At 71.5% G+C, this 17561-nt stretch carries 16 protein-coding genes; 9 read left to right on the top strand and 7 right to left on the bottom strand.

What is annotated here, in order from left to right; all coding sequences use genetic code 11:
• Positions 1-79: 79 nt before the first annotated feature.
• Entirely contained in the window at positions 80-2896 is a 2817-nt protein-coding gene (locus tag ACYVMZ_RS02985; RefSeq protein WP_461075087.1) for a glycoside hydrolase family 35 protein, read from the bottom strand.
• 197 nt (positions 2897-3093) lie between these two features.
• On the opposite strand from ACYVMZ_RS02985, the gene ACYVMZ_RS02980 reads away from it, so the two are divergent.
• On the top strand, positions 3094-4140 hold the full coding sequence (locus ACYVMZ_RS02980; protein ID WP_461075085.1) for a lysostaphin resistance A-like protein: 1047 nt from the start codon (positions 3094-3096) through the stop codon (positions 4138-4140).
• 219 nt (positions 4141-4359) lie between these two features.
• On the top strand, positions 4360-5010 hold the full coding sequence (locus tag ACYVMZ_RS02975) for a DUF4360 domain-containing protein (RefSeq protein ID WP_461075083.1): 651 nt from the start codon (positions 4360-4362) through the stop codon (positions 5008-5010).
• A 42-nt stretch (positions 5011-5052) separates the two neighbouring features.
• Here ACYVMZ_RS02975 and ACYVMZ_RS02970 read toward each other — a convergent pair whose 3' ends face one another.
• Positions 5053-5445: a MerR family transcriptional regulator gene (locus ACYVMZ_RS02970; RefSeq protein ID WP_461076313.1), complete on the bottom strand. Its 393-nt coding sequence runs from the start codon at positions 5443-5445 to the stop codon at positions 5053-5055.
• Positions 5446-5569: 124 nt separating this feature from the next.
• Between ACYVMZ_RS02970 and ACYVMZ_RS02965 the strand changes: the two genes are divergently transcribed.
• The gene (locus tag ACYVMZ_RS02965; protein WP_461075081.1) at positions 5570-6469 is read left to right on the top strand and encodes an NAD(P)-dependent oxidoreductase; all 900 of its coding nucleotides are present in this window, start codon (positions 5570-5572) and stop codon (positions 6467-6469) included.
• Positions 6470-6701: 232 nt separating this feature from the next.
• On the opposite strand, the gene ACYVMZ_RS02960 is transcribed toward ACYVMZ_RS02965, so the two are convergent.
• Positions 6702-7832, bottom strand: a complete 1131-nt coding sequence (locus tag ACYVMZ_RS02960) for a sensor histidine kinase (RefSeq protein WP_461075079.1) — start codon at positions 7830-7832, stop codon at positions 6702-6704.
• A gap of 134 nt (positions 7833-7966) precedes the next feature.
• Complete coding sequence (locus ACYVMZ_RS02955; protein ID WP_461075077.1) at positions 7967-8626, bottom strand: response regulator; 660 nt, start codon at positions 8624-8626, stop codon at positions 7967-7969.
• Positions 8627-8978: 352 nt separating this feature from the next.
• Between ACYVMZ_RS02955 and ACYVMZ_RS02950 the strand changes: the two genes are divergently transcribed.
• From ACYVMZ_RS02950 to ACYVMZ_RS02940, 3 genes are all read left to right on the top strand, one after another.
• Complete coding sequence (locus ACYVMZ_RS02950; protein WP_461075075.1) at positions 8979-9929, top strand: DUF4258 domain-containing protein; 951 nt, start codon at positions 8979-8981, stop codon at positions 9927-9929.
• Between the two features lie 22 nt (positions 9930-9951).
• On the top strand, positions 9952-10176 hold the full coding sequence (locus tag ACYVMZ_RS02945; protein ID WP_461075073.1) for a DUF2283 domain-containing protein: 225 nt from the start codon (positions 9952-9954) through the stop codon (positions 10174-10176).
• Between the two features lie 271 nt (positions 10177-10447).
• Positions 10448-11569 carry a hypothetical protein gene (locus ACYVMZ_RS02940; protein ID WP_461075071.1) on the top strand — a complete coding sequence of 374 codons (1122 nt, stop codon included), beginning with the start codon at positions 10448-10450 and terminating at the stop codon, positions 11567-11569.
• 46 nt (positions 11570-11615) lie between these two features.
• On the opposite strand, the gene ACYVMZ_RS02935 is transcribed toward ACYVMZ_RS02940, so the two are convergent.
• Both ACYVMZ_RS02935 and ACYVMZ_RS02930 read right to left on the bottom strand, forming a co-directional pair.
• Positions 11616-11798 (bottom strand): DUF397 domain-containing protein, encoded by a 183-nt coding sequence (locus ACYVMZ_RS02935; RefSeq protein ID WP_461075069.1) that lies wholly within the window; start codon positions 11796-11798, stop codon positions 11616-11618.
• Complete coding sequence (locus ACYVMZ_RS02930; protein WP_461075067.1) at positions 11795-12631, bottom strand: helix-turn-helix domain-containing protein; 837 nt, start codon at positions 12629-12631, stop codon at positions 11795-11797. The genes ACYVMZ_RS02935 and ACYVMZ_RS02930 overlap by 4 nt, the downstream gene beginning before the upstream one ends.
• A gap of 130 nt (positions 12632-12761) precedes the next feature.
• On the opposite strand from ACYVMZ_RS02930, the gene ACYVMZ_RS02925 reads away from it, so the two are divergent.
• The 3 genes from ACYVMZ_RS02925 to ACYVMZ_RS02915 all read left to right on the top strand — a co-directional run bounded on the left by ACYVMZ_RS02925 (position 12762) and on the right by ACYVMZ_RS02915 (position 15757).
• Entirely contained in the window at positions 12762-13229 is a 468-nt protein-coding gene (locus tag ACYVMZ_RS02925; RefSeq protein ID WP_461075065.1) for an ATP-binding protein, read from the top strand.
• Positions 13230-13352: 123 nt separating this feature from the next.
• Entirely contained in the window at positions 13353-14339 is a 987-nt protein-coding gene (locus ACYVMZ_RS02920) for an arabinan endo-1,5-alpha-L-arabinosidase (protein ID WP_461076311.1), read from the top strand.
• A complete protein-coding gene (locus ACYVMZ_RS02915) occupies positions 14321-15757 on the top strand; it encodes a family 43 glycosylhydrolase (protein WP_461075063.1) in 1437 nt (478 codons plus the stop codon). Before ACYVMZ_RS02920 ends, ACYVMZ_RS02915 begins: the two co-directional genes overlap by 19 nt.
• 13 nt (positions 15758-15770) lie before the next feature.
• Here ACYVMZ_RS02915 and ACYVMZ_RS02910 read toward each other — a convergent pair whose 3' ends face one another.
• Positions 15771-17513, bottom strand: coding sequence for a pyridoxal phosphate-dependent aminotransferase (locus tag ACYVMZ_RS02910; protein ID WP_461075061.1), 1743 nt, complete (start codon positions 17511-17513; stop codon positions 15771-15773).
• Between the last annotated feature and the right edge of the window lie 48 nt (positions 17514-17561).

The following is a 17561-nucleotide window of genomic DNA, read 5'->3' as shown; positions in this document are numbered from 1 at the left end:
CCGTCGTAGGCGGTGCGCGGAGGCAACACGGTGGACCAGCGTGCCGGAGAAGGCAATGCACGGGGACGGACGGATCCGGTCACATCGGCTTGACCGGCACTCCTCCGGCCGCCGAGCCCAGCAGGGTCAGCCGTACGTCCCCCGGACCGGACGGTGTGGTCCCGTCGGACAACACCGCCAGGGCCAGTGTGTTCTCGCCCCGTGTGCGCAGGATCCCGTTCGGCAGCACGAAGGTGTGCTGCGGGCCCACATCGTTGATGTACTGGCCCATGTTCCAGCCGTTGAGGAAGATCTGGACCCGGTAGGCGCGCTCCGGGTCGTCCTCGAGAACGAGCCCGATCGAGGCGTCCACGTCCGCGTCCACGGCCAGCCGGAACCTCGTCCGGTACCAGGTCACCCCCTGCCGCCGGTCGGCGCGCGGGAATTTTGCGGACTGCCAGTCCCCGTCGTCGTACCCGGGCAGGTGCCAGCCCTCCCGCTCCCCGTACAGCCCGCCGTTGTTCAGCGGCCCGCGCACGGGATCGGCCGCCTTCTCGCCCTGCACCCGCCAAGTGACCTGCGGGGCAGCGCCGGTGAAGCGGACCGAGGTCAGGCCGCGCGCCGCGTCGTGTGCCTCCCCGTCGCGCTGCATGCGCCGGACCAGGACGGACAGCACATGCCGGCCGCGCGCGCCCGGCTCCCCGCCCGGCTCCCCGCGCCTTTCCTCGCGCCACTCCTCGCGCAGCTTCCCGGGTATGGGGAAGGTGGCCGTCGCCGTCCACGTCCCCTTGACCGCCGTGCCCTTGTCCGGCACCGGCATCCGATGGGTGCCCAGCGGCCGCCCGTCCAGCCACGCCATCAGCAGCCCCTGCGTGCCGGTGCTGTAGGCGAGGGACACCGACTCCACGTCCTGCGCGTCAGCGAACTCGCCCCGGTACCAGACGTCGCCGTGGTGGAAGCCGTAGTCGTCGGCGAAGAGGACGGGCTGCCCGTCGGGCACGGGCGTGGTGCTGTACGAACCGGTCCGGTCGGCGACCGTCCAGCCGGAGTCGTCGAAGTCGGGCTCGGACTCCGGGTTCTCGGTCCGCCGCCGCCAGCCGCCGAGGGCGGGCAGCACCATCGGGGGCACTCCGGGCAGCAGCCGCTCGGCCATCAGGCTCCCGGTGGCGCTGAGCCTGGTGCGCACCGGCCGCCCGTTCCAGGTCACGCCGGTGATGCCGCGCGGCCCCCACACCTCCAGGCCGGTCTCGATGGTCGTGTCGCCGGTGAGGTGCACGGTGGAGCCGCGCACGGTGGCGCTCCGCAGCAGCGCCGGGCCGTACACGAGGAGCGAGCCGGACGGCGTCTCGTACGGCCACAGCCGCACGGACGTGGCGTCGTCGGCGAACAGCAGCAGCATCGGCGTCTCGTCGTCACCGCCCTCGACCAGCACCCGGTTCAGCCCGCCGGGACCGAGCGGAGCCGTCACGTTCAGCCTGCCGTCGGCGTACGACCACGCGGGCTCCGGGTCCAGCCGGGTGGTGACCGGCTGCACCTGGCAGTCCAGCACCACCTGCGCCATCTCGCCGCCCCGGCCCGCGAACACGGCGATGTCCTGCCGCCCCGCCCTCAGCGACAGCATGGGCGGCACCGTCGAGTACGCCAGCTTCCGCCGCCCCAGCTCCACACCGGTGACCAGCAGCCTGGCGTCCCGTGCGGGCACGGTGACCGGCACGTCGACCCCGGCGTCCGGCAGCGTCGCGGAGACCGGCTCGGCGGAGTCGTTGCGCAGGACGTACACATGGGCGTCGGTGTCCGGGTTCGCCAGGTGGCGGACCCCGATCCGCTCGTCCGTGGCCGCCACGTCCGCCGCCCGGTCCAGCCTGGCGAAGTCGGGCACGCTGCGCAGCAGATGCCCCAGCTGGTGCAGCGCGGCGAGCTTGGCTGTCGGGCGCCGCGCCTCGTCCAAGGCGGCGCCGTAGTCGTACGACGTGTAGACGTCCGGCGCGGGCAGCCAGCCCCACGACGTGCCGCCGAAGGCCATGCGGAGGTCGTGCAGCGTGACCCCGTCGGCGAGGTCGGTGAGGCGGGTGCGCCGCTCGTATGCCGCGTCCCGCGCCCGGCGCACCTCCGCGTAGCCCTTCCCGCCCCACGGATCGGGCCACCCGTCGTCGCCCTGCGTCCGGTCCGCGGGCACGAGCGGTACGTCGATGCCGTCGGCGCGCGCCTTCCCGCGCAGGTGGGCGTCGTACGCCGTCCCGGTCCGGGGCTCGGTCCGGTACAGCAGGACCGTGCCCCCGCCGTGGGTGAACAGGTGCCGGGCGATGACGGCGTGGACGGCGGTCAGCCACGCGTCGGCGTGCCGGAGGTAGTCCGGGTCGGCGGTCCGGGCCCGGCCCTGCGCCGCCCCGCGCTCCGTCGCCCCGCTCTTCGCCGTCCGGCTCTTCGCCGCGGTCAGCCAGCCCGGGAGACCGCCGCCGTCGACGTCCGCGTCGATGTACGGGCCGGGGCGCACGATGACGTACAGGCCGGTCTCGGCGGCCATGCGCAGGAACAGGTCCAGGTCGCGCACACCGGTGAAGTCGTGGCGGCCGGGCGCGGGGGAGTGGTGGTTCCAGGCGACGCACACACTGACCGCGTTGTAGCCGTGCGCGCGCATCTTCTGCAGCACGTCCCGCCACAGGGACGGGCTCGGCAGCCGGAAGGGATGCACCTCACCGGACCACAGCACCAGACGCCGGCCGTCCACCAGCAGCGAGTACCGGTCGAAGCCGACCTGGTGCCGCCTGCCGTCCGCGCTCGGCGCAGGAGGCGGCGGCCCGGTGGGCACGGTGCGGGGCGTCCGGGTGGAACTCGGCGCCCCGCCGCTGCCGGTCAGCGCGAGACCGAGCGCCGCGGTGCCGGCCAGTGCGGTGAAGGTACGCCTGCTGAGCTCCAAGGGAGCGCCTCCTGTTGCTGCCTGCCGTGAGGGGTGCTGGTGGGTCATTGTGTACGGCGAGCCCCGCAATGGTCATATGAGGATCTCCGCGCGTGCGGATCACGCGGTCCGACGTGCGGGTCTCCACCCTGGGATGGAGCGGTGGTTCGTGCCGGCGGCGGACGCCCGGCCGGTTCCGCGCTGACATGCTGTTGATCATGACGACCGCACCCGCGCACCTCACCGGCCTCCCGTATCACCGGATGGCCCGCTGTACGGGCCGTCACCGCTGGTGGCGGCCGCTGCTCGGTACGTTGCTGCTGATCGGCGGCTGGGTTGTGCTCCTGCTCTTCCTGTACGCCTTCTCCTACGGCCTCGGGAAGGCGGCCGGACGTCGCGAACTGCCCGACGGGAGTATCGACTTGGGTCCGCTCGCGGAAACGGCCCTGGACCTGGCGTGCATAGCGGTCGCCCTGCCGCTGGTGCTGCTGGCGGTGCGCTGGGCGGGCGGGCGGCCCGCGGGCACGGTGTCGTCGGTGACCGGGCGGCTGCGCTGGGGCCGGCTGGGCCGGTGCCTGCTGGCCGCCGTGCCTCCCCTGGCCCTGCTGGCGGTGGTCGCGGCCTTCCTGCCGGGCGGCGAGAGCGACGTGTGGGTGGGGTGGCGCCCCTTCCTGGTCTCGTTGGCGGTGCTGGTCGTCCTGGTGCCAGTGCAGGCCGCGGCGGAGGAGTACGTCTTCCGGGGCTGGCTGCTGCAGGCGGTGGGCGGGTTCGTCCGCTCCCCGTGGTTCGCCGTACTGCCGCAGGCGGTGCTGTTCGCGGCCGCCCACGGCTGGGGCACGCGGTGGGGCTTCGCCGATCTGCTGGTCTTCGGCCTGGTGGCGGGGTGGCTGACCCTCCGCACCGGCGGCCTGGAGGCGGCCATCGCCCTGCACACCCTGAACAACCTGCTCGCCTTCGGCTTGTCCGCCGCGGTCGTCGACGGGCTGTCGTCCGACGAGACCGCGGCCGACGCCCCCTGGCAACTGGCCCTCGCGGACATCGCGGTGGTCCTGGTCTACGCGGCGCTCGTGCTGTGGCTCGCACGGCGCCACCCTCCGCTGCGGCTCTCGCCCCCGTCGGCCGTGCCGCCCCCGCCGCAGCAGCCGCCGTACGCACCACCGCAGGCCGCGCTGCCGTCGTACGGTACGCCGCCCTCGTACGGCATGCCGCCCTCGTACCCCGTCGCGTACGAGCCGGGCGGCCCCGACGGGCACCGCCGACCGTGACCCACGAGAGCTGTGAATGGCCGGAGATGGACCTGGCCGCCCCGCACCCGGCTGCGTACGATGCGACCGCGCTCCCGGCCTTCACAGCTCCTTCATGTCTCCCTCACAGGCTCGGGAGTGGCGCGCACTGCTGCTGTTGGCATGCGCGCGCCAAGCATGACGCACACCCGTGCACGCCGTGCACGACTGTCACCCCCCACTGAACCGGATGGGAGAACCATGGCCGGTGGCCTGCTCCTGAGCGCCGCGATCGCCGCGCTCCTCGGCACCGCACTGCCCGCTCAGCCCTCGTCCCCCGGGTTCGTCGACCCGCCTCCGGACAAGATCGTCATCAAGGTCGCCACGGTGAACGGCTCCGGCTGCCCGCAGGGCACGGCCGCGGTCGCCGTCTCGGAGGACAACACCGCCTTCACGGTGACCTACAGCGACTACCTCGCCCAGGCGGGCGGCGGCTCCGACCCCACGGCGTTCCGCAGGAACTGCCAGCTCAACCTGATCGTCCACGTCCCGCAGGGCTTCACGTACGCCATCGCCAGCGCGGACTACCGGGGTTTCGCCGCGCTCCAGCCGGGCGCGAGCGGCACGCAGCGGGCCTCGTACTACTTCCAGGGCTCCCCGAACACGGCGTCCCGCAGCCACCCCTTCAACGGCCCCTACAACGACAACTGGCAGGCCACCGACACCACCGACTGGGCCCAACTGGTCTGGGCGCCCTGCGGAGTCCAGCGCAACTTCAACATCAACACGGAGCTGCGGGTCAACGCCGGCAGCACGGCGCCGGACAAGGTCAGCTTCATGACGATGGACTCGACCGACGGGGACATCAGCACGATCTACCACCTGGCGTGGAAGGAGTGCCCGCGGTCCTGACCGGGTGACCGGGTGACCGGGCGCGGCCCGTCCGCACGGACGTCACGTGCGGGCGGGCCGTGTCCGGGGCAGTGCACCGGCCCCGCGCGCCTCGGTGGCGTCGACGTAGTCCTGGAGGGCCTGACGGGAGCGGGCGAGGGTGGCGATGTGCTCGTCGAGCTCGCGCAGGCGGGCGCGGAGGCCGTCCAGGAGTTCGGGGCAGGGCTCCAGCTCGGGCGCCGTGCCGGTGGCGCAGGGCAGCAGGAACGCGATGTCCTGCGTCGACAGTCCGGCTGCGAGCAGCCGCCTGATCTGGCCCACGGTCACGACGGCGTCCTCGGCGTACTCGCGGTAGTCACCGGCGCTGCGGCGCGGCTCCAGCAGCCCCTGCGCCTCGTAGTAGCGCAGCTGATGCGCACGAACGCCGGTTCGCCGGCTCAACTCCCCGATCAGCACGCCCACTTCTCCCTGGCCTGTTGACCCTCTTGGCCCTCTTGGCCCTCGCGACCTCTTGACCTTCATACCGATGTGAACGTTGAGGATTCTTCCACGGCTGCAACCCGCTTGAACGGAGCGCACGATGAAGAGTCCCGAAACCAGCCACACCCCCGTGACGGTCCTGGGCCTGGGCCTGATGGGCCAGGCGCTGGCCGGTGCGTTCCTGCGCCAGGGCCACCCGACCACCGTGTGGAACCGCACGGCCGCGAAGGCCGGCCCGCTCGTCGCCCAGGGCGCGCGGCTCGCCGACTCGGCCGGCGAGGCCGTCGCGGCCGCCCCGCTCGTGGTCGTCTGCGTCTCGGACTACGAAGCCGTGCACGACCTCCTCGACCCGCTGGGCGAGGTCCTCGAAGGCCGGGCCCTGGTGAACCTGACCTCGGGCACGTCCCGGGCGGCCCGTGAGACCGGCGCGTGGGCGGCACGGCAGGGCGCCGCCTACCTGGACGGCGCGATCATGGCCGTCCCCCAGGCCATCGGCACGGCGGACGCCGTCCTCGTCTACAGCGGGCCGCGCCCGGCCTTCGACCTGCACGAGCCGGCCCTGCGCAGCCTCGCCACCGAGACGCTGCACCTCGGCGACGACCACGGCCTGTCGTCCCTCCACGAGACGGCCGTCACGGGCCTGATGTGGAGCGTCCTGAACGGCTTCCTGCAGGGCGCCGCCCTGGTCGGCACGGCGGGCGTGGACGCCGCGGCGTTCGCCCCCGTCGCGACCAGGGCCACCCGGATGGTGACCGACTGGTTCTCCGGATACGGCCGGCAGATCGACGACGGCACGTACCCGGCCCTCGACGCCACCCTCGACACCCACCGGGCCGCCATGGAGCACCTGGTCCACGAGACCGAACTCCTCGGCGTCAACGCCGACCTCCCGAGATTCGTCAAGGCCCTCGCCGACCGGGCCACGGCCGAGGGGCACGGCGGCGACGGCTACGCGGCGCTGATCGAGCAGTTCCGCAAGCCGTCGGGGGCACGCCCGTGACCGAACGCCGACCCCGGGTTCGCCGCGAGCGTCGACGGCGCGACGCCCTTCTCGCGCTCGGCGCACTGCTCACCGAGGTAGGCGACGAAACGGCGGCCGGAGATCGCCTTGATCGCCTGCCAGCCACCCCCGCCGACGACCGTGGGCGGACCGGCCGGGCCGGCTCCAACGCCACCGCCCAGGCCATCCCGGCACCGGCCTCGGCCTGACCATCGCTGACACGATCCACCGGTCAACAACGCTCGTAGTCGCTGTCCGGCCCGGACAGTGGTGCGTCCGAGGTCGCCCATCCCACGGGGAAGCGCGCCCGCACGATGAACCCGCCGTCCGTGGTCGGCCCGGCGCGGAACTCGCCGCCCAGGAGGTGAGCCCGTTCCCGCAGCCCCACCAGGCCGTGCCCGCCCCCGGGGAGGTCCGGCGGTGGGACGACCTGCCCCGGGGCGGTGTTGTGCACCTCGACTCGCAGGCCGGCGGCGCAGCGGATCCGGACCCGCACTCGGGAACCGGGGGCGTGCTTGCGGACGTTGGTCAATGCCTCCTGGACCGTGCGGTACGCGGCACGTTCGACCGCTTCGGGCAGCCGGTGCGGCGGAGAGGAGACGTCGAGATCCACCGTGATGCCGCTGTCACGGACCAGGCCCGGGATGTCGGCCAGGCCGACCGGTGGGCCGATCTCACCGACCGTGCCGCCCGCCGTGCGCAACACGCCCACCATGTGCCGCAGTTCGGTGAGCGTCTGTGCCGACAGCTCGTGGATCCACCGGGCCGTCGTCCGCACGTCCGCGTCCCCCGGCCGGCCGACCTGCAGCGCACCTGCCTGAAGGCTGATCAGGCTCACCTTGTGAGCCACCACGTCGTGCATCTCCCGAGCCAGTCGATTGCGTTCGGTGGTCAGAACCCGCTCGGTGAGGACCTCGTTCTCCCAAGCCTGCCGGGCTGTTGCCTCCCGCAGGCGCTCCTGCCGTGACCGTACCGACCGGCCGAGTACGACCACGCCCGCCGCCAGTCCGCAGCAGTCCAGAGCCAGCAGCACGGTCTCCCGGTCGAACGCGAGGGAGGAGACGCCGTTCAGCGGGTGGGGCAGGAACGACGCGGCCGCGACCACTGCCGCGCCCGCCGAGCAGGCGAGGAGACTGCGGCGCCGGACGGCGACGCAGTACAACGCGATCAGCGGAGCGAAGGCGATGTGCCCGAGGTACAGCCCCGGCAGCCCGGCCAGCACCGCGACCTCAGGAGCCCGGTGCCGCAGCAACAGCGCACCGGCGGCGATCACCCAGAGCCCTGTCCCATGACCGGCGGACAGACCGTTGACCACCAGCCCGTCGACGAGGGCGACCACGACCGGTAGCGCCCGGGAGGCCATCCGCCGTACCGCACCGGCGGCCCGCGGTTCCTGCGGCGGGGCAACCGGGACCACCGTGACCGCCGCCCCCCGGCTGTCCCCTCCTGCGGGCGAAGCGGCCCCGCCCGACAGCGGCCCGCACGGCATCGGTCCGCTCATCGCCGGCCCGCCGCCGCATCGATCAGGTTCGCCCGGTCGGCGAGCACGGCCGCCTGGACGCGGTTGACACCACCCAGCTTGGCCAGCAGCGCGCTCACGTGATCCTTGACCGTGCTGTGCGCCAGATGCAGCCGGCCCGCGATGGCACGATTGCTCAGTCCCGCGCCCACCAGCGCCAGCACCTGGCGTTCACGCTCGCTGAGCAGCCGGACCCGCCGTTCGGCCTCCTCGGCACGACCAGAGAGCAGGTACCCGTCGATCACCTGCCCCGCCGCCTCAGGCGCCAGCACCCTGCGGCCGGCGGCGAGGGACCGCACAGCGTGGATCAGCTGCTCGGGCGCGATGTTCTTCATCAGGAACCCGGCCGCTCCCAGCCGCAGTGCCTCGTCCACGTGCTCACGGGCGTCGAAGGTGGTCAGCATCGCCACCGCAGGGGCCTCCGGCAGCCCGACGACCTGGCGCAGCACGGACGGCCCGTCCACGCCCGGCATCCGGATGTCGAGCAGCAGGATGTCCACGCGCCCGCCCCGCACGGCCTCCACGGCGCTCACTCCACTGCAGTCGGCGACCACGGTGATGTCCTCCGCCGAATCGAGGATCACTCGTAGCCCGGCGCGGACCAGAGGCTCGTCGTCCACCACCGCGACCCGTATCACTTCCGCTTCCCCCTACCTGTCACTGCGCCGGCTCCCGCCCAGTGCACACCGTCGCCCTGGCTCGGCCACCGGCTCCCGGACCGTGCGGCACCACGGTCACCACTCGGTACGACGGTCGTCCCTCGCGAGGCGTTGCCCGGCAGCCATGTGCCACCTGCCACACGGCGGCACGTCCCGGACTCGGCCGAGCACCCCGTCCGGTGACCGCCCGCCGACCGGCCCCCGACCCCCGCCGGTCGGCGGGGCCACATCCCGGCCTCGGACGGATGTTCCCGGCCGGTGCCCCGCTGCCACCATCCGTGGGGTCGCCGATCACCACACGCCCGTCGACGGGCTTCCAGCAAGGACGCATATGCACCACATTCAGCACCGCCCCGCCCGCCGCCGACGCACCACCGCACTGGTGGCGTGCTGCACCGCCGGAGCGGTACTGCTGACCGCCACGGGCGCGTACGCCGCGACCGGTGGCGCCGATGCCCCCTCTTCCCCGGCCGTGCGAGCGGCCGAGACGGTCGAGCGCGTCACGGGAACGGCCGACCTCGTCCCCGGCACTCCGCTCGGCGGTGGAGCCACCCGTGCGGAGGTGACTCTGGAGACGTCCGCCGCGCGCATCACCACGCCCGCGGCCGCCGACGGAACCGTGGAGTTCGCCTATGGCACCGACGTCCTGCGCCTGACGCTGCCCGGCAGCGCCGACTCCCAGGCCGCCGTCAGCGCCAAGGGCACGGTCGTCTACCCCGGCGCGGGCGAGGACATCGATCTGGCGGTCCAGCCCAACCAGGACGGGGTGCGCACGCTGATCACGCTCAAGGACGCCGACGCCCCGACCGAGTACCGGTTTCCGCTCGGCCTTCCTGCGGACGCGACCACCGAACGTCTTGAGGACGGCTCCATCCTGGTCAGCCGGGGCGAGGATTACCTCGGCACGTTCGACGCGCCCTGGGCGAAGGACTCTCGCGGCGAGGCCGTTCCCACCGAGTACCGGATCGAGGACGGCGCTCTCGTCCAGAGCGTGCGGCCCGGGCCGAATACGGCCTTCCCCGTGGTGGCGGACCCGGCGTGGTTCATCCCTATCGCGATCGTGGCCGGGCGGCTCCTGCTCTCCCAGGGCGTCAAGAGCATCTCCCGGCACGCGGCCCAGCGCATGGCCCAGCGCGGGATCAGCGAGGAGATGGTCGCGCGTACGGTGAAGACGGGCAAGAAGACCAAGGGCAAGTCGCCGGGCACCTGGAAGTACACCACCGGCAAGATCTGGGTCGTGATCAACAAGGCCGGGAACGTCGTGTCCGTCGGCCGTAACTGAGTCCGTCCCCGAAAGGCGAAGCATGCACATCGAGTACGACCGCGAGAACGACAGCGCGTACATCTCTCTGGTCGCTCACATCGCGGACGGCGCCGCCGTCCGGCAGATCCCCGTCGACGGGATCGGGGTGGACGCCGAGGTGCTCCTCGACGTCGACGCGTCCGGGCGGCTGCTGGGAATCGAGGTGATCGGCGCCGGCCGTGCGCTGCCGGCCGAACTGCTGGAGCAGGCGCCCTCGTCGGGCTGAGTCAGACTCCGCCGACCTGGCGCAGGGGGCGACATGAGCGGGGATCTCGCGCTCGTCGCCCCGTCCCTCCCGGCCATGCCCGCCACCCCGGCCGACAGCACAAGACCCCGGGCGTCTCCGACGCAACCGGGGTCCTCGCAGGCTCGTGCGTCAGCATGCAACCGATGACCGCGAGGATGATCCCGATCAGCCCATCTTGCAGGCCAACTGTTCAGCCCGCACACCAGGTCGGAAACCGCTCATTGTCAGACCCGTGCGCCACGCTTGATCTATGCGAACACTCTTCAGCGGCGAAGTGCGCGTGGCCTACGGGCAGATCTATGTCTGCAGCGACGACAGCCACTCCCTCGAAGACTCTTTCGCCGGGCAGCGGGCCGGGCTGTGCGGCGGGGCGGTGCCAGGCGGGCTCTTCCTGCTGACCGGAATGCACACCGGCTCCGTCCCGTTCACCGTCGAGCTGCACGGGACGGAGCCGCCCCTGGACGCCGACGGCTGGGAGGACATCGTCGAGGTGTCGTTCCGGCCCGAATCGGACGAGATCGAGCTCGTGGAGTGGGACGGCGGCCGGTATCCGCTCCCCCTCTCCGAGACCTCGTACCGGGTCCGGTACCACTGCCGGGGCATGGACGAGGCGCACAACGCCGTACGCGACGCGGGCGGACCCGTGCTGGATGAGTATCTGCTGCGATTCTGGCCGAGCCCGCCGGCCCCGGACCGCGTGGTCAAGGAGACCAGCCAAGCCGCCGCGTATTGGCACGAGTTCGCGCGCAAGCAGCCCCCGGGCCCCACCCCCGAGGAGCGAGCCGAGGCCGAGCGCCAGGCCCGCGAGGCGGAGGAGCGCACCAAGCTGCAACGGGAGATGGACGCGTGGGGCGGGCGCCTGCCCAGCGACCGGCTGCGGGATGTCCGGGACAAGCTGCGGAGGGTCCAGGGCTGTCCGAAGGGTCTCCTGGGCCTTGATGCCGCACTCGTGCACGCGATCGACGCCGCAGGCCCCGAGGAACAGCGCGCGCTCGCCCGCTGGGCAGCGCACCGCGCCTGTGCGAGAGCAGGGCTCAGCGAAATCGACTGGGTGGCGCGTGGCCTGGTGGAGCTCGACCGGGGCGAGCCCTACTCGCCGCCGCTGGACGACCCACGACGGCTGCGGGACGCCGCACTGTCCGACGCACGCGTTCCACGGTGCCACGACGGAACCCCCGGCTTGCCCCAGGCCGCCGCCTTCGCCGCTCTCTTCGACGCTGCCGCCCCCCACCCCCTCAAGGCGGCGCTGGACGCCCTCCTCGCCGCGGCGGTCACCTATGAAACCGACTGCCCCCACCTCTTCGCGGAGGTCCGCCGCGTCTTCCCAGCGACGGCCGTCGCGTCAGAGGCGGAGAGGAGCGACCGCCAGTAGCGTCACCACGTGCGACCTTCCGTATCGCGCCCCGTTCAAAGCGAGCTTACTTCGCGACGTGCGTGAGGAAGTCGGCCCAGGCGGTGGGGGAGAGGGTGAGCTTCGGGCCCTGCTTGTCCTTGGAGTCGCGGACGTGGATGGTGGCAGGGGCGAGGGCGACCTCTACGCAGTCGCCGGAGCCGCCGCTGCTGTAGCTGCTCTTGAACCAGGCCAGTTCAGTGATGCTCATAGGTCTCCTCGCATCCGCTGCAACAGGCTCAGTGAGTCATTGATGGTGAGAGCCTGTGACCGCATCCTGGCATACCTCATCTGGAGCATGCTGACTACCTTCCGGTCAGTGATGAACTGACCGCTTTCCTGCCCCTCGCAGTAGGCGAACCACTGGTTCTCCGGCGTCTCCAGCAACTGCATCGGCCCGTCGAGCCCCGCATGTGTCTCCTGCACAGTCGGCATGATCTGGATCTCGACGTTACGCAACTTTGCGATCTCCAGCACGTGATCGATGAGCTCCCGCGTGACCTCCAGCCCACCCGTGCGCCGCCGGAACACGTGCTCCTCCAGGAGGAAGCTGAAAGCCGTGTTCGGCCGCTCCCTCAACAGCCGTTGCCGTTCCGCCCGTGCCTCCCACTGCGCCTCGATCTGCGCGTCGTCCAGCGGCGGCAGCTGGTTCGTGAACAGCGTCCGCGCGTACGCCTCCGTCTGCAACAACCCCGGAACCAGGCGGCACTCGTACGTGTACAGCGTGATGGCCAGCGCCTCCAGACGAGCCCACCGCCGGAACCAAGCCGCCAGCCCCGTCTGCCGCTCCAGGCGCCCAGCCGCCTTCTGGAGGACACCGGTCATCCCCAGTGCCTCCTCCGCCCGCGTCACGAACGTCGGATCCGGCATCCGCCGCCCCAACTCCACCGACGCAACCGTGTGTTTGGAGAACCGGACCAGCTCCCCGAACTCCTCCCTGCTCAGCCCGGCATGTTCGCGCAGCCCCTGGACCACCGCCCCGAACGTCCGCAGACTGTCCGACGACTCCGGCTCGCCACCCGTTCCCGTCACGCCATCGACCACTGTCGGTCACCTCCCCACGGCATGGTCACGGGTCGTCACCAGTACTGTCCAGTCTGTGACCGCGTACGCTGCCGCAGCGTACGCGCCGCCGACCTGGAGAAGTGCCGTACTCACCCGCCACATTGGGCGCATGACAGCACCGCCCGACCGCCAAACCCCGGTCACTGTACGTATATTCGCCCAGCGCCTCAGCGCCACCCCACGCGGCGCCCGCCTCGCCCGGCGTCTCGCCCTCACCCAGCTGCACACCTGGGGCATCCCGCACGGCACCGACGTCTCCGGCCGAGTCGAGGCGGTCGTCGCCGAGCTCGCCGCCAACGCCGTGACCCACGGGCGCGTGCCCGGACGGGACTTCGAGCTCCGGCTCTCCCTCGTCGTCGGCGGCGTCCGTATCGAGGTGACCGACACCCGCGCCGACCTCCGCCCGCCGGCCCCCGGTGACGTACGGCCCCCGCAGGCCCTCGACGAACACGGCCGAGGTCTCGTCATCGTCGACGCGCTCGCCGACCGCTGGGAGGTGCTGGACCGTGAACCGCCCCGCAAGACCGTCCGTGCCGAGATCGACGTGCCGAGGTGGCTGTCAAGGGTGAGCCGATGAACTCCTGCGCAAACCATTGACGCGCAAGTGGTTCGATTCTACGGTCCGTTCGAACTTGCGAGCGTCGTTCGAAATGTCGCACGGCGAACATCCCCCACCGCAAGGAGAACCCGCATGAGCCGCATGTCCCACACCACACGCGCCACACGCGCCAGGACCACCCTCCTCGCCCTCCCCACCGCCGCCGTTCTCGCCCTCATCCCCACCACGGCCTCGGCGTACCCCAACCCCGGCCGCGTCACCGGCGACATCGTCACCCACGACCCGACGATGATCCGCACCTCCTCCGGGCAGTACCTGCTGTACGCCACCGGCGGCGGCATCGCCAACAAGTCCTCGTCCGACCGCACCGCCTTCAGAAACGGCAGCGACGCCTTCTCCAGCAGGCCCAGCTGGTGGCGGAACTACTCCTCCGTCCCGGAGGCCTGGGCGCCCGACATCTCGTACCACGGCGGCAAGTACCTGATGTACTACTCCGTCTCGAAGTTCGGGTCGAACACGTCCGCCATCGGGCTCGCGACGTCCAGCACCGGGCAACCGGGCAGCTGGACCGACCAGGGGACCGTCTACACCTCCAGCTCCTCCAGCGACTACAACGCCATCGACCCGAACCTCTTCGTGGACGACGACGGCAAGTGGTGGCTGTCCTTCGGGAGTTGGTGGACCGGGATCAAGATGATCCAGATCAATCCCGCCACCGGGAAGCAGCTCTCCTCCAACACCACCCGGTACTCGCTCGCCTCCCGCCCGACCGGGACCAAGGCCGTCGAAGCGCCCTTCGTCGTCAAGCGCAACGGGTACTACTACCTCTTCGCCTCTTACGACACCTGCTGCAACGGCACCAGCTCCACGTACAAGGTCAAGGTCGGTCGCGCCACCAGCGTCACCGGGCCGTACCGCGACAAGAACGGCGTCGACATGAGGAACAACGGCGGCACCCCCGTCCTCGAGTCGCACGGCAGCGTCATCGGCCCGGGCGGGCAGTCGATCATGAAGGACTCCGACGGGGACCTGATCGTCTACCACTACTACGACGGCAACGACAACGGCACGCCCAAGCTGGGCATCAACCTTCTGAACTGGAGCAGCGGATGGCCCGTCGCCTACTGACCCTGCTGGCGGCCCTGCTGCTCGCCCTCACCCTCGGGCAGCCGTCCGCCAGCGCGGCCTCGTTCACCAACCCCGTCAAGGCCGTCAAGGGCGCCGACCCCTGGATCTCGTACCACGACGGCAACTACTACCTGGTGACGACGAGTTGGACCGACGTCATCACCATCCGCAAGTCGGCCACGCTGGCCGGGCTCTCCACAGCACCCAGTGTCCAGGTGTGGAAGGGCGACGCGGCCTCACGGTGCTGCAACATCTGGGCGCCGGAGCTGCACTACCTCAACGGGCGCTGGTACCTGTACTACGTCGCCGGGCAGAACGTGTCCGACTACAACCCGACGCAGCGCAGCCATGTGCTGGAGAGCGCGGGGTCCGACCCCATGGGGCCGTACACCTACAAGGGGCAGCTCAGCAGTGTCTGGATGCTGGACCCGAGCGTGCTGAACGTGGGCGGGCGGCTGTACATGCTGGGCAGCGCCATCACCAACGGGACGCAGAACCTCGTCATCGCGCCGATGTCCAACCCGTACACCGTCAGCGGGTCCTACTCGACGATCTCGACACCGACGTACGACTGGGAGCGGCAGGGCGGGACCGTCAACGAGGGGGCGGAGATCCTCCAGCGGGGCGGCCGGACCTTCCTGATCTACTCCGCGAGCGGGTGCTGGACCCCGGACTACAAGCTCGGCCAGCTCGAACTCACCGGGTCCAATCCGCTCTCCGCGTCGTCCTGGACGAAGAAGTCCACGCCCGTCTTCCAGCGCAGTGACGCCAACGGGGTGTACGGGCCCGGGCACAACGGCTTCTTCACCTCGCCGGACGGCAAGGAGAACTGGATCGTCTACCACGCCAACGACAGCGCGAGCGAAGGGTGTGACAACGGGCGTACGACCCGGGCGCAGAAGTTCACCTGGAACTCCGACGGTACGCCGAACTTCGGTACGCCCGTCCGGCTCGGCGCCGCCCTCGCCGGGCCCTCCGGGGAGCCGGCCGCCACCTCCACCACCTACACGCTCACCAACCGCAACAGCGGCAAGTGCCTCGAGGTGACCGGGGGTTCGGCGGCCGATGGCGCCAATGTGGCGCAGTACGGCTGCAACGGCGGCGCCAACCAGCGCTGGCGGCTGGAGGATCTCGGTGACGACACCCACCGGCTCGTCAACGTCGCCACCGGGAAGGTGCTCGACACCGCCGAGTGCTCCTCCGCCGACGGGGCCGACCTGCGGCAGTGGTCCTGGCTGAACAACACCTGCCAGCGGTTCCGGTTCGTGGCCACCGACGGCGGCTACGTGCGGATCGTCAACCAGGCCACCGGAAAGGTCGCCGACGTCGCCAACTGCTCCACGGCCGACTCCGCCGACGTACGCCAGTGGACCTGGCTGAACAACGCCTGTCAGCAGTGGAGGCTCACTCCGGCGTGAGGCCTCGGAGAGGTCAGCCCGCCTGGCCCATCCCCGCCGCGTTCGGCCAGCTCTGTGGGCCGGGCCAGCCGGTCGCCGGGGCCGGGGAGAGGCCGTTCGTGCCCCTGACCTGGGCGGCGGTGAGGCCGCCGCGGGCGGGGACGCCGGGCGGGGTGGGGCCGGTGGCCGCCGGGACCGGGGCGGGCATCGGCGCCTGGGCCGCGGGCGCGAGGGGCTGGGCCGGTGCTGGTGCCGCTGCCGCTGCCGGTGCTGGTGCTGGTGCCGGCATCGGCTGCGGGGCCGGCTGAGGAACCGACTGCGGAAACGACTCAGGAACCGACTGCGGAAACGACTGCGGAACCGGCTGCGGCACCCCAACCGGTACCGACTGCGGTACCGGTTGGGGTGCCGCCGGCATCGGCATCCCGCCGCCCGGGCCCGCCGAAGCGCTGGCCGCGGCGGACGCGGCGGCGGGGAGCGGCATGCCGGTGCCGGCGGCGGCGGGGGCGGCGGCGAGGCCCGGGCCACCGGCAGCGGCGGCCTGAGCGGCGAGGCCCCGCATGCCGGCCCCGTTGGTCTCGCTCACCAGGCGGTCCACGGCCGCCGTACCCGAGCTGTAGCTGGTCCCTGTAGCGAGCTCGGGTACGGCGGCTCCCCTCCTGGACGTCCCGTAGAGCACCTGTTCCAGGCCGGACACCAGGCGACGCACGTCCACCTGGGGGCGCACCACGAGACGCAGGAAGCGACTGGACGAACCGATCTTGTTGCCGCACTCGCGGACCAGGATCCGGTGCTCGGTGAGCAGCCGGTCCCGGACCACGGTGCCCTCGGCGCCCACGGGGAGGCGCACGAAGAGGAAGTTGCCCTGGGAGGGGTAGACGGTCAGGCCGGGCAGCGCGGAGAGCTGGCTCGCCATGTCCAGGCGGTCGCGGCGGACCTGCTGGAGGCTCTGCGCGTACTCGGCGCCGTGCTCCTTGAGCATGAAGACGACGTGTTCCGCGAAGGAGTTGAGGTTCCACTTCGGGAGCATGGAGCGCACGCGGCCCGCTAGGGCCGGATTCGCCACCAGGTAGCCGAAGCGGATGCCGTGCAGGCCGAAGTTCTTGCCGAGGCTGCGGAGCACGATCACGTTCGGGCGCAGCATCGCTTCCTGGACGACGCTCGGCTCCGCCTCGGCGTCGGCGAACTCCAGGAACGACTCGTCGATGATCACCAGGTCCAGGTCGGCCATCGCGTCCATGAACTGGACGACCGCGTGCTTGTGCAGGAAGCCGCCGTCGGGGTTGTTGGGGTTGCAGATGACCGCCACCCGCGTCCCTCTGGCCCGTATGAATTCGGCGTACTGCGCGAGGTCGAGGGCGAAGCCGCTGGACTCCTGGAGCGGGAACATGTCGACCCGCTTGCCGGTCTCCATCGGCTGGTCGGTCCAGCGGCCGAAGGTGGGGACGGGGACGGCGAGGGACTCGCGGACCAGGAGGTGGTCGATCCAGGTGATCAGCTCCGTGGAGCCGTTGCCCATGGCCACGCACTGCGGCGGGAGCTGGAGCAGGCCGCACAGCTCGGCCGTGATCGTGTCGGCGCTGGACGGGTAGTACGTGATGATGTCGCGCAGCTTGCCCGCCATCTCGTCGAACATGGCGGGGGTGGGGAAGTACGGGTTGCAGGGGATGCAGAAGTCCACGGGTCCGGCCCCGTCGCCGCCTTCGCGTGTCAGCGCCGCCATGGAGGGGCTGTGCGCCGCGGTGCCGCGGAACAGCGACGTGACGTTGTCGGCCATGGAACCTCCGTATGGGGCGGGCCCGTTGGGGACTTTCAGGACCCGACG

The organism is Streptomyces deserti (assembly GCF_054782695.1).
Note: the sequence above shows the minus strand (reverse complement) of the source record. Positions and strands in the feature narration are given on the sequence as shown.

Bases quoted from the DNA above. Each gene is read 5' to 3' on its own strand.
- ACYVMZ_RS02980 (WP_461075085.1), top strand. From the start codon at position 3,094: ATGACGACCGCACCCGCGCACCTCACCGGCCTCCCGTATCACCGGATG.
- ACYVMZ_RS02925 (WP_461075065.1), top strand. From the start codon at position 12,762: ATGACAGCACCGCCCGACCGCCAAACCCCGGTCACTGTACGTATATTC.
- ACYVMZ_RS02910 (WP_461075061.1), bottom strand. From the start codon at position 17,513: ATGGCCGACAACGTCACGTCGCTGTTCCGCGGCACCGCGGCGCACAGC.
- ACYVMZ_RS02915 (WP_461075063.1), top strand. From the start codon at position 14,321: ATGGCCCGTCGCCTACTGACCCTGCTGGCGGCCCTGCTGCTCGCCCTC.
- ACYVMZ_RS02945 (WP_461075073.1), top strand. From the start codon at position 9,952: ATGCACATCGAGTACGACCGCGAGAACGACAGCGCGTACATCTCTCTG.
- ACYVMZ_RS02960 (WP_461075079.1), bottom strand. From the start codon at position 7,832: ATGGCCTCCCGGGCGCTACCGGTCGTGGTCGCCCTCGTCGACGGGCTG.
- ACYVMZ_RS02920 (WP_461076311.1), top strand. From the start codon at position 13,353: ATGTCCCACACCACACGCGCCACACGCGCCAGGACCACCCTCCTCGCC.
- ACYVMZ_RS02965 (WP_461075081.1), top strand. From the start codon at position 5,570: ATGAAGAGTCCCGAAACCAGCCACACCCCCGTGACGGTCCTGGGCCTG.
- ACYVMZ_RS02940 (WP_461075071.1), top strand. From the start codon at position 10,448: ATGCGAACACTCTTCAGCGGCGAAGTGCGCGTGGCCTACGGGCAGATC.
- ACYVMZ_RS02935 (WP_461075069.1), bottom strand. From the start codon at position 11,798: ATGAGCATCACTGAACTGGCCTGGTTCAAGAGCAGCTACAGCAGCGGC.
- ACYVMZ_RS02950 (WP_461075075.1), top strand. From the start codon at position 8,979: ATGCACCACATTCAGCACCGCCCCGCCCGCCGCCGACGCACCACCGCA.
- ACYVMZ_RS02975 (WP_461075083.1), top strand. From the start codon at position 4,360: ATGGCCGGTGGCCTGCTCCTGAGCGCCGCGATCGCCGCGCTCCTCGGC.